At 30.2% G+C, this 11,955-nt stretch carries 11 protein-coding genes; 6 read left to right on the top strand and 5 right to left on the bottom strand.

Going from position 1 to position 11,955, the window contains the following annotated elements; genetic code table 11:
* Nucleotides 1-119 precede the first annotated feature (119 nt).
* Entirely contained in the window at nt 120-1,175 is a 1,056-nt protein-coding gene (locus BM319_RS03625) for a PM1201 family protein (protein ID WP_091021328.1), read from the top strand.
* A gap of 300 nt (nt 1,176-1,475) precedes the next feature.
* Here BM319_RS03625 and BM319_RS03620 read toward each other — a convergent pair whose 3' ends face one another.
* Nucleotides 1,476-2,315 carry an HNH endonuclease gene (locus tag BM319_RS03620; RefSeq protein WP_091021327.1) on the bottom strand — a complete coding sequence of 280 codons (840 nt, stop codon included), beginning with the start codon at nt 2,313-2,315 and terminating at the stop codon, nt 1,476-1,478.
* Nucleotides 2,308-3,807 (bottom strand): AAA family ATPase, encoded by a 1,500-nt coding sequence (locus BM319_RS03615; protein ID WP_091021326.1) that lies wholly within the window; start codon nt 3,805-3,807, stop codon nt 2,308-2,310. The genes BM319_RS03620 and BM319_RS03615 overlap by 8 nt, the downstream gene beginning before the upstream one ends.
* A gap of 481 nt (nt 3,808-4,288) precedes the next feature.
* Between BM319_RS03615 and BM319_RS03610 the strand changes: the two genes are divergently transcribed.
* Both BM319_RS03610 and BM319_RS03605 read left to right on the top strand, forming a co-directional pair.
* Nucleotides 4,289-4,513 carry a hypothetical protein gene (locus BM319_RS03610; protein WP_139226478.1) on the top strand — a complete coding sequence of 75 codons (225 nt, stop codon included), beginning with the start codon at nt 4,289-4,291 and terminating at the stop codon, nt 4,511-4,513.
* Between the two features lie 1,201 nt (nt 4,514-5,714).
* Entirely contained in the window at nt 5,715-5,945 is a 231-nt protein-coding gene (locus BM319_RS03605; protein ID WP_175403448.1) for a hypothetical protein, read from the top strand.
* A 47-nt stretch (nt 5,946-5,992) separates the two neighbouring features.
* Here BM319_RS03605 and BM319_RS03600 read toward each other — a convergent pair whose 3' ends face one another.
* Nucleotides 5,993-7,060: a pyruvate kinase gene (locus tag BM319_RS03600; RefSeq protein WP_069032599.1), complete on the bottom strand. Its 1,068-nt coding sequence runs from the start codon at nt 7,058-7,060 to the stop codon at nt 5,993-5,995.
* 208 nt (nt 7,061-7,268) lie between these two features.
* On the opposite strand from BM319_RS03600, the gene BM319_RS03595 reads away from it, so the two are divergent.
* Nucleotides 7,269-7,826, top strand: a complete 558-nt coding sequence (locus BM319_RS03595; protein WP_502686128.1) for a class I SAM-dependent methyltransferase — start codon at nt 7,269-7,271, stop codon at nt 7,824-7,826.
* Between the two features lie 68 nt (nt 7,827-7,894).
* Here the strand turns inward: BM319_RS03595 and BM319_RS03590 are convergent, their stop codons facing one another.
* The gene (locus tag BM319_RS03590) at nt 7,895-8,311 is read right to left on the bottom strand and encodes a hypothetical protein (protein WP_091021323.1); all 417 of its coding nucleotides are present in this window, start codon (nt 8,309-8,311) and stop codon (nt 7,895-7,897) included.
* Nucleotides 8,312-8,486: 175 nt separating this feature from the next.
* Here BM319_RS03590 and BM319_RS03585 point away from each other — a divergent pair, with 175 nt between their 5' ends.
* A complete protein-coding gene (locus BM319_RS03585; RefSeq protein WP_091021322.1) occupies nt 8,487-9,032 on the top strand; it encodes a GNAT family N-acetyltransferase in 546 nt (181 codons plus the stop codon).
* 566 nt (nt 9,033-9,598) lie between these two features.
* Nucleotides 9,599-11,044 carry a DEAD/DEAH box helicase gene (locus BM319_RS03580; RefSeq protein ID WP_069032603.1) on the top strand — a complete coding sequence of 482 codons (1,446 nt, stop codon included), beginning with the start codon at nt 9,599-9,601 and terminating at the stop codon, nt 11,042-11,044.
* A 194-nt stretch (nt 11,045-11,238) separates the two neighbouring features.
* Here BM319_RS03580 and deoD read toward each other — a convergent pair whose 3' ends face one another.
* Nucleotides 11,239-11,949, bottom strand: a complete 711-nt coding sequence (gene deoD, locus BM319_RS03575; protein WP_069032604.1) for a purine-nucleoside phosphorylase — start codon at nt 11,947-11,949, stop codon at nt 11,239-11,241.
* Nucleotides 11,950-11,955: the final 6 nt, after the last annotated feature.

Below are 11,955 nucleotides of genomic sequence, written 5' to 3'. Positions count from 1 at the left end.
TATAGTTTTTAATTCCTGAAGGATATTCTAAAATGATTAACGAAATTACTTAAAATACTCTATAATAAGGAAATCCTAACTTACAAAAAATATATTATACTAAAAAAAGGGAAAATTATATGGACAATAGGGATTCTTACATCCAATTTATCGAACATATTAAGCATAAGCAAACATTTTCAATTGAAAATTTTATAGATGAAATGGTGAAAAAAGGATTTATAGAATCGGAACATTCCTTGGAAATAACAAAATTGTATAAAGATGAAAAATCAATTACTATTGATGATCTCACAGAGTTTGGGTTGACACATACAATCTTAATTGATTACTACTTAGTAAAACAGGATTGGGATCAGTTAATTTCTGAAATTAATACTGTAAAACAGACAGCTTATATAAGAGGATATGGAAGAGATTCCAAGAATACTCATAAATTTGAGAAGTTTTATCGTGAAGTTTTTGGTATTACAGTTAAAAAGGATGGAACCAATAATGATAAACCAAAGAGAAGAATCGCAAAGCGATTTAAGGATCAAAGCCAAGATAAATTATTAAATTATCAAGTGTCACATGTATTTGAAAGGACAAAAAATCCTTATGCGTTTTTAGCATTATGGAATGTTACTTATGTACCTAAGTTAATAGATCCATTGACAGGACACGAATCTGAAAAGGAAGATTACAAAACTAAATTTGAAAATGAATGGAAAATGATGATTTACAATAAATATTCTGATCTTATCGAAGAGTTTAATAAGAAAATGGAAGAGAAAAGGGAAGACATTGATAAATATCTTGTTCAGTGGAAAAAAGAACAGCTAATCGAAGTAACCGGAGATTTATTTTATATAAAAGACTCTTTAGATTTTATGGAGCAACATAGAAAATGCCACATTAATTTAATAAAGCATGATCGTTCTTATAGGCATTGTATCGAAGAATTGCGACTATTGAAGTCATCGGAGAGCAGAAAAACAGAAATCAAAAAGATTGATTCAAAAATAAAAAAAGTAGCCAAAGAAATAGATGGAAAAATTAGGCAAGTAAATAAGGACGTAGACAAAGTAAATAAAAAATTAAAAAGACTTGAAGATAAGATACTTAATGATATAAATAGTTTTATTGATGATGTCAATAAGGAAGTAAAACAAATAAAGCCCGGTGATTGGTAAAGTGAAAATCACTGTTTATAGAGAGTTTTTTTTCTAAAGAAAGTTGATAATTGGACCTAAAACGGTCCTTTTATTTTCCTTGTTCATTTATATTAGTGTGGGATGATTATTTCAGGTTCAGCTAAGGTATATAGATTTGATTTTGGACTAAATATTATATTACTTTCCAACATAAAACATGTGAAGAGTTAAGTTAAGAAAAAAAGTATCATATAAAATAAGCAGATAGAATCGTATATTATTAATATTACTATCTGCTTATTAGTATCATTATATTACAATTAGAAATTAGTTGTAGTTCTATAATACGACAACTTGATCATAACATTTCTCAAAAAAATTTGATTCTATTGCCGCTTCATATAACTGAGCTTCCCAGTAATTTATGCCAAATCTTTTTATCAATGAATTAATTCTTCTAGTCAGATTTGCCTTTTGTTCATCTATTGATAGAGTAGTAGCTCCCTCAAGAATCTCATCATAAAGTCCTGAAACTTTGTCATTTATCTGTTTTTCATAACGTTCAAATAAATTTAAATCTCTATAATGCATACAAATAGTTTTAGTTAAATTGCTTTCTTCGTCAAATATCAAGCTATAATTTATAGTTGGAATTGATACACTCCTTTCAAAAATAAGATTTACATGTAGATATTTGTATGTAGGGATATTTTCATTATAAAAACTTATAATTCTTCGAACACCATTTTCTAGCCATTTTTCTCCTTTTTTTCTATTACATGGATCACAACATGGAACTAAATTAGAAGGAAAAACTGAATATTCAGGAAATAAACCTTTTGGCAAATAATGGTCAAGAGTTTCCGGCTCACCTATACCACAGTATGGACATACCGCTTGCATAGCTATAGATTGCATGTTTTGAATTATAGCTACTTGCTTCTTAAATTCAACATTTTCACCATAACAGCTACGTAGGTCTTCTTCATCAGTAGTTGTGAAAGAAGTTGCTACTGTAATATTCTCCAAAGTATGCAAGTTATCATTATATGTATCGTATCTTTCTACTATTATATTCCTGATATTATTTAGTCTTTCTCGCCTATCCAAATTTTTATTTTCAACAATCTTATCGAATAGTGTCAAAGCATCTGCATTTGGTGGAGTTAACTTAATCATTTTCTTTTGAAGAATCCTTTCTTTTATATACCATGTTAAGATATGTCATTGCATTGAAACTGAGATTTTGATTAAATTTATTTAGTACATCATCATATGACATTACTTCAGTCATTCTTTTAAACCAATCTTTGTAGTTACTTTCAGTGTTGCTTACACCAAAGGTCCGATTAGTTATATTACTCAAATTTTCACCAAAGCACTCTAAGTCTAATTTATTTACAAAGGGGGTATCACCAATTCTTTTAATAACATGTACATACTTAGATGGTGTTTCTTGAGTAATTAAAGGTGAGTGGGTTGAGATTATCGCGTAAGATTTAAATTCTTCTAACAATACATAAAACATTCTAATCAAATTTGACATTGCATTTGGATGTAAATGAAGTTCTGGTTCATCAAATAATAATAAAGATTCTTCTTCTATATTTGAAATTACATCAGTTATTGTTGATATGATAATATTTTGTCCTGAGCTAATGTTTACATCAAAATTTCCACACTCTATCTCATCTAGAACGCTCAAGTGTTCATCTTCAATTATTTGATCTAGTATTTTTCTCCATTGTTCTCGTCTATTCTTTTCAACAATTCTATAATATGAATTCATCAAATTATTTTTTAATTCTTCTATGGTATAAACACCTTTTTTTCCTTGTATACCACAATATACGTAACTGAAAACACTCTTATTTTCTTTCCAATTACTATTATGTTTTTTTTCACTTTGACGATTCATTTTCATCATTTTAGTATCTTGGTGTGGTTTTTCAAATTTGTCAAAAGCGCTATATGAAATTGTTATTACTTTACTGAATAAAGGTCGTGAGGGTGAAAATGTACCTTGATCTTGTTTATATCCACTAAGTGAATTAGCTAATCTAGAAAGGATTTGGGTTTTACCTGTTCCATTTTTACCAATTAATACATTTATTCGGTAAGGCAAAAATTCATCTTCGGTGAAATCAAAATCTATGGAATGCTTTGAAGTAGCGTAATCAAGTTTCGTAGTAAAATTAAATAAGAATTGATTATCCTCTTTATTTTCTCCGAAGAATTGAAGCGCTTCATTTAGTGCCTTTTCGGCTTCACTAAACCTTAAAAGTGAGTTAACATATCCATCATCATATTTAAATTTTTCTCTGATTTCCTCATTGATTGCTACATCATTAATAGCTAATAATAATTCTTTGGAAAGTGCACTGCCTAGTTTGTTTATGTTTTCGTAAAACTCTAAATCCTGTCCAAGAGAACAGTATTCGTGCCCGAGTTTTATGAAATTCTTTTTAATTACATGTTTGGTTATCAGCACATCTTTTTTATAAATTTTCACTCTACCAATATTTATATGCTTACCACTTTCATCATGATAGTTAAAGTGAAATAAGGTTTCAAACCTAAAATTATCGTTCCACTTATCGGTTACTAGAACTACACAAGGCAGTTCCGCATCTACTGGTGTTCGGAAATTATCTTTAACATAAAATCTCAAAACAACTCAATCCTCTCAATATTTCAATTGTGTTTTATTCCTACTCATTTATAATATAATAAAAAAATTATTGTTTTATATTATGACCTTATTATAATCGTAGAATGTGAGAATAGTAAGAAAACATTGCAAAAATTTCCAATAATTGATATTTAATTATAAAAAATAGCATTTTTGAAAGTTAATTAACAGCTTGATATATTATTAGATATTGAATTTTCCTTTTCTTAGCATTTATTGGAGTAATTTGGTTATTTCTTGTACGATTTGTAACAGCAAACAAGTTAAAGGAGATGATTGGGCTTTACCTATCTTACATCCTTTCTATGATAATATGGAAGATATTTTAATTTTCAAATTTAATTAAAATAAAAAAGAAATTAGGGCTTGTTCAAAGAGGAAAATTCAATATGAAAAAGTTCCTCGACAAAGAGGAGAAAACTTTATTAGGGTACTTAAATTAAGTAAAGTTTATAAAAAAATGTGGTTTTTGGTTGAAAATGAAAGAAGAGCCATTTTTGAATCGATAGCAGATATGGATATATTTGTTGCAATGGAGAATATCACAAATTCGTCAGAACTCGTGAGCCTTATTAAAAAAGGAGCAAGAAAGCGCGCATGGATGCCAAATGACTTTGTTCAAGAAGAAACATATACTAAATTAAAATCGGACTATTGTTCGGATTTTAGTAGTCAAAGTAATTAAATGCTTATTGAATGGTTATATGATGAATACAGAAAACGGGATTCTATATGAATTACTTAAAAAACATTATAGTAATCAAGATAAATTGATGTTTTTCATAAAATGCTTTAAGAGGTGAGACTATGGTATATGATGGTTTAAAGATTAATAACGGGGAGATAAAATATCTATTTGATTCAATTTTCAAAAAAAAAAAAACAACAGATGAAATTGTAAATATTCACCCTGGTGATAATTCCTTCTAACGGTCACATATTATGCTCCAGAAGTTTAAAATCCAATTTTATTCTGCTGTACAACTTACATATAATATGACAATGAACCCCAGGGGGGCAATATGATTACTAAGATATTGCAACTATTAATTCTACAAATCTCCATCTTTATATAGTGTCTACTTACTTTGTGCATTCAATATTAAGTTTATTTACTATTAAGCAAACTATATTTAGCGAAGATGAATTAGGGATAATGGAAGAGTTTTCCTTCTATCCAAAAGAGAGAGTTGATAACTAGATTTAGTTAATAGGGAATAAAGTTAGAACTGCCATTACTGATTCATACCCGAGGTAACATACCACCTCCATTAATGATACAACAAAGATTTATGGCAAATTCTAAAGACGGAAGATTTTATCTGTAATGTGTTAAAGATGGAAAAGGTCACTTTTTATATTTGTTAAAATAAAATACAATTTCATTTACCGTATGTGAAGGTCAATAGATAAATATTAACGAGTATATAAAGTATAACAAACACCCTTGTAGTTGACCTCAAGCAGTAAATTATTGAGCCGATCCTTATAATAAGCAAATAAAGCAAAAGTAATATTTCGTATTGAAGCATAAAACAAATTCAATTATTTTTTATTCCTAAACATTGAGTGCATAGACCTCTAAAAAAAAAATTGTTATAATCAAATTCAAGGTGATCTGATAATTCTGAAATAAGCTAATAAAACTAATATGCTATTTTTTGTTTGATCATTAAAGTTATGATTATGTACATCAAATTAGTTCATTCCAGATTTTTTTGAGATAATAGTTATTTTACTATCTAACGGACAAAATGACGGACACTTTTTTATGAGTAGCTTGTTTATTATTGTAATAGTAATACTTTTAGGGGGAATGTCTACATGAAGTACAATATGAGTGAAATTGTAGCATATGGAACCGCTGTAGTAGTCGAGAAAATATAGTGGAAACATTTATTTTCGGTTTTTATGGTATCCAAATCTTATTTCTCATTATTTGTTTATTGCTAGGTTATTTTATTTACGATAAACGATTTAATCGAAATCATGGAAACCAAATACCAGAAGGATTTCAACGAACTAGCGAAGTTAATATCGATCCTGTAACAGGGGAGAAAACAAGAGTTTACTATAATCCGGATACAGGTGAACGATTTTATAAAAAAGAAAAGTAATAAATTAAAAACGCCCCTAAAGGGCGTTTTTGTCTTGAAAATCAATTTTATTTAATTGTTGAGTTAATTAATTCAAGCATATCATTAAAATCAAACGGAGATTTTGTTTTTACGGTCTCAGCAAATTGAGATATAATTTTTAATGTTTCAATGCTTTCGATTGGATGATGGCCAGCAGCACTTTCAGCAGATAACATGACGGCATTTGTACCATCCATCACTGCTTGAAATACATCTGTTACTTCAGCTCTTGTTGGAAGTGAGTTATCTATCATTGATTGTAGCATTTGAGTTGCTGTGATCACATATGTCCCATTTGAATTACACTCATGAATCATGGCTCTTTGTAAGAGAGGAATCCATTGATAGGGTAGTTCAACACCTAAATCACCACGAGCAATCATAATTGCATCTGTTTCTTTATTAATTTCTTGGAAATTTTTTATTGCTTCAATCGTTTCAATTTTTGCGATTAATTGAGGTGTTTTATCACTTTTTGAATTCATAAAACTTCTGATTTCTTGTAAATGCGATGACCGCCGAATAAATGAGCATGCAATATAATCTAAACCTTCTTGCAAAATGAATTCGATGTCTTTTCGGTCTTTTTCAGTTATAGCAGGTAAACTTGTAACGACTCCTGGTAAATTTACCCCTTTATGTGAAGAAATTTCGCCACCTGTTTTTACTGAAGTGACAATCTTATTTTGTTCTATTTTTTCAACAATTAACTCCACAGCACCATCATTAATTAATATACGATCTCCTTGTTTCACATCATTTATTAACCCTTTATAATCTACACTTGCTTGATTACGATCACCTGTAATTTCATCAATTACGAGTGTAAAAGTTTGATTAGGTTCAAGATTTATTTTTTCGCCTTCAATTTTACCTAATCGTATTTTTGGACCTTGGAGGTCTCCTAAAATCTTGATTTCTTTTCCTGTCTCTTTCCTGATAGCTTTTATTAGTTCAATCACATTGTGATGACTCTCATGTGTACCGTGTGAAAAATTTAGTCTTGCGATCGTCATGCCGTGTTGAATCAATTCAGACAGTATTTTTTTATCAAAACTAGCTGGTCCAATCGTACAAATTCGATCAATTGTCATTCGATATCGCCTCCATTTACTGGAATTATTATACCCAAGATAAAGTAGAAGAATCTAAATTATTTATGAAGTGTTAATTAAAAAAGAATATCTCAAATAATCTTGATTTCTAAAATTTGACATTTTTCTACGTTTTAAAGAAGGAATTCATGTAACTTTTGTAGAACACTACTAATCGATCAAAATTGAGTGTGAGGTGAATCTACCAGTGATTAAACAAGATGAATTAAAAGTTGTAATTGGAGCAGGTGAATATAACAATAATCCAACATGGATTCAAACTCAGGAAGAAGAACTTAATCTATTAGTTAAGTCCACGTGGGAAAATAAATTTGAGAAAAATTCAATTACAGCTATTTTAGCTGAACATGTTTGGGAACACCTTACATATGATGAAGGTTTAGCAGCTGCTAAAATTTGTTATGATTATTTAAAACCAACGGGTTATATTCGTTGTGCAGTACCAGATGGATTTTTTCAAGACGAAACTTATCAAAGTATTGTTAAAGTTGGCGGACCAGGACCAATAGATCATCCTGCTGCAAGCCATAAAATTGTCTATAACTATAAAACACTAGTTACTATGTTTGAAACAGCGGGTTTTGAAGTTAAACTGCTAGAATATTGTGATGAAGAAGGAAATTTTCATTTTAAAGAGTGGGATGGCAAGGACGGGGTTATTTTCCGTTCAAAAAAATATGATCCTAGAAATCACGGGGAAAAAGTGCTGTTTCCATCAATCATTGTAGATGCAATAAAGCGATAAAATACCAAAAACATCATTTTCTTAACAAAGAACTGAAGCTAAACTTCAGTTCTTTAAAATAGATTTAATTAGTAGATCATTATATCTCTGATTTCTTTCGTTATTCGTTCGATTTGACCTTGAAACATCATAGAAGGTATGAAAATAGATTCTTCGGGATGATTAATTACTAAATAAGCACTATGTGATGGTGTTTCTTTATAGCGATATTGTAAATTAACACGTGTAATATGATGAGCGGGTATCGTTCGCGTAAAACCCCAATGTTCGTATGTAACACCGTGATTGTTTATTCTAATAATCATACTACGAGTATAGCCAATATAAGCTAGAAAGATTAAGAATACCATAGTCATGATCATATATGACTTAATCGTAATAGGAAAACCATGCCTTTGTACATAAAAGATAAAAGTGATTAAACAAATCGTAAACAATATTGCAACTAAAAAATTGGAAAGCCTTCCACTACTTCTAAATTCCACTATTGATACACCTCTTTCATATTAATATAGTTTCGACTAAAAACTTTAACTATTAACATTTGGATGATCTCTTTTAGAATGAATCAATCTATTTTCAATAATCAGGCTTATCCAATCTAATAACACAAATAATCTATCTTCCTATAAAAAAGAATACAAGTGTAAGGAGCTTATGATGAAAATCCAACCTCAGAAATTTACGATAAATGGACTACAATTTATTATTAGACATGCAGTACTTACTGACGCTAAACAATTATCTAGTTTGAGAGTACAAATTGACGGGGAAACAGAAAATTTAGACAGAGAAGCCGGGGAAGCATTTATTGATCCAAAAGGCTTTGAACAATTAATTATCTCAGATATAGAAACGATTAATAATTTATTTTTAGTAGCAGAAGTTGAAGATAAAATAATAGGTTTTTCTAGATGTGAAGGTAATGAATTAAAAAGACTTTCTCATAAAGTAGAGTTTGGAGTTTGCGTCTTAAAAGAATTTTGGGGATACAGAATCGGTAAAAATCTTTTAAAACGATCAATTTCTTGGGCGGATGCAAATGATCTCCATAAAATGAATTTGAGTGTTTTAGAAACGAATGAAAATGCAATTAAACTTTATAAAAAGTTAGGTTTTGAAGTTGAAGGTGTTTTAAAAAACGATAAGGTACTTTCTGATGGGAAATATTATAATACGATTTTAATGGGTAGATTTAATAAATGAATGTTCATTAAAAAGAGTCAGTTAATGCGTCTCCTTTTACAACCATTTGATAAATTAAATTAATAGCTAAGTATTATAAGAGAGGCTAAAATAAAGACATTTTCAATATTATAAAATGAATTTTCTGAAAAATCTAGTGTTTTATGCGTTTACTTGGATTAGAGAAATTAGATAACCCTCTTTTAAATATAAAAACTTTTTGGAGTCCTTTATACGGACAAGTAACCGATAAATTTGGAGTTACATGGTAGGTTTCAACACAGTCAGTTCAATAGATGAAAGATGCTTTCTGTATAACGAATAAATCCGGTAGAATGTGGGGTAACCCTTAAGACTGACACAAATTAGTTTAACGAAAAGAGTTACTTTTGTGACTCTTTTTTTATTTTTGTATCTTTAATCATTAAATTTCCTGCCTATAAAATCAATTACTTTTAAAAATGAAAATAAAAACCTTTTTATCTTCCATTTTTCAAGTATAATGAATCATATTCAATTAATGAATATGATTTTTCTTAGGGAGAATTCTATACATATATCGAAAAAAACAAAAACGAGGTTAAGAAATGACTAAAAGAAGTTATGCGGACTATCATCTAAGTGATGAAATTAAAAGAGCACTTGCTGTATTAAAATACGAAACTCCAACTGAAGTTCAAAGAGAAGTTATACCATTGGCAATGGAAAATCAAGATTTAGTCGTAAAATCTCAAACAGGAAGTGGCAAAACGGCTTCTTATAGTATTCCTGTTTGCGAAATGATCGAATGGGAGGAAAAAAAACCACAGGTTTTAATTTTAACTCCAACTAGAGAGCTTGCGGCTCAAGTCCGTGAAGATATTACGAATATTGGAAGATTTAAACGCATAAAAGCGGTGGCCGTATATGGAAAAGAACCGTTTACGAAACAAAAGGTAGAATTGGAACAAAAAACACATGTTGTAGTTGGTACACCTGGAAGGGTTATGGACCATATTCAACGAGAGACACTCGATCTAGATCAAATAAAATATCTTATCATCGATGAAGCTGATGAGATGCTTAATAGAGGTTTTATCGATGAGGTAGAAGCGATCATTAATCAGCTTCCTTTAAATCGGGTAACGATGGTTTTTTCTGCAACCTTACCTAAAGATGTTGAAAATCTCTGTCATGAATATATGAAAGATCCGATTCATATTGAGATTGAATCAACGGGTGTAACAGCCGATACAATTGAACACTTTTTAATAGAAGTGAAAGAGGAAGAAAAGATTCAACTCCTTAAAGACATTACTGTTGTAGAAAACCCAGATAGCTGCCTAATTTTTTGCCGAACGAAAGAAAATGTAGATACTGTGTATAGTGAACTGGAAAAAGCTAATTATTCATGTGAAAGACTCCATGGGGGACTGGAACAAGAAGACCGTTTTGCTGTAATGGAAGGATTTAAAATAGGGAACTTCCGCTATCTAGTAGCAACCGATGTAGCTGCAAGAGGTATTGATATTGATAATGTAACGTTAGTCATTAACTATGACGTTCCTATGGAAAAAGAGAGCTATGTGCACCGTACTGGAAGAACAGGCCGTGCCGGAAATAAAGGTAAAGCAATTACGTTTTCAACACGTTTTGAAGGAAAGTTTGTTAAAGCAATTGAGAATTATATCGGCTTTGAAATACCTAAAATAGAAGCACCTAGTCAACAAGAGGTGGTTGGTGGAAAAGCTATATTTGAAGAAAAACTTAACAGCAGGCGAATTGTAAGAAATAATAAAACAGCCCGAATTAACCAAGATATTATGAAACTTCATTTCAGTGGCGGAAAAAAGAAAAAAATTCGTGCAGTTGATTTTGTTGGAACAATCGCAAAAATCCCTGGAGTGTCAGTAGATGATATTGGTATAATAACTATTCATGATCAGATGTCCTATGTTGATATTCTGAATGGAAAAGGGTCACTAGTTTTACAAGCCATGGAGAACGCGACGGTCAAAGGAAAAAAATTAAAAGTGAGTAAAGCAATTAAATAATGAAGGATTAGTACTTACTTATAGTGAAATAGGGTACAGATTTAATCTAAGTATTATTCAATACTTACATGCTTAAGTTACTGTAGAACCAAAAAAAGTCGATTTTCCCACCAACGGAAATCGACTTTTTTGGTTCTACATTTATATTCAATAATTTGTGAAAAGGCAGGCGCTATTTTAAAATCAATTTAATTTTATAAACAAGCTTCTAATGCAAGTTTCATCATTTTATCGAATGAAGTTTGTCTAGCTTCAGCGCTTATCTCTTCATGTGTAACTAAAGAATCTGAAATAGTAAGTAAACAAGCTGCATTCTTTCCTAATACTTTCGCATTATGGAATAGTGCATAGCTTTCCATTTCTGTACAAATACAATTATGTTCTTTATAAAAATCAACAAAATTTGGAACTGAACTTTCATAATAAAATACATCACTAGAATGTATTCTTCCTTTAACAATCGGAGTATTAATCTGTTTTGCAGTTTCTTCAATATTGCTTGTTAATGATTCGCAAGGATACTGAATGTCACTTTCTACGCCTGCTTGAGTCTTTGCAAATGTAGATTGACTCCAAGCACTATCTACAAGCACAATATCGTGAATATTAAGTTCATCTGTATAAGCTCCTGCACTACCAACTCGGATAATATTTTCAACATCATAAAATTTATATAATTCGTATGAATAAATTCCAATACTTGGCATCCCCATACCAGATCCCATTACTGATATTTGTTTTCCTTTATAAGTTCCTGTATAGCCAAACATATTACGTACTGTATTAAATTGCACTGGGTTTTCTAGATAATTTTCTGCAATATATTTTGCACGTAATGGATCCCCTGGCATTAAAACTGTTTTTGCAATTTCTCCTGATTTGGCTGTATTATGTGGCGTTGTCATAGTTTT

The organism is Bacillus sp. UNCCL81, from assembly GCF_900112535.1.
GTDB lineage: Bacteria > Bacillota > Bacilli > Bacillales > Bacillaceae_G > Gottfriedia > Gottfriedia luciferensis_B.
Note: the sequence above shows the minus strand (reverse complement) of the source record. Positions and strands in the feature narration are given on the sequence as shown.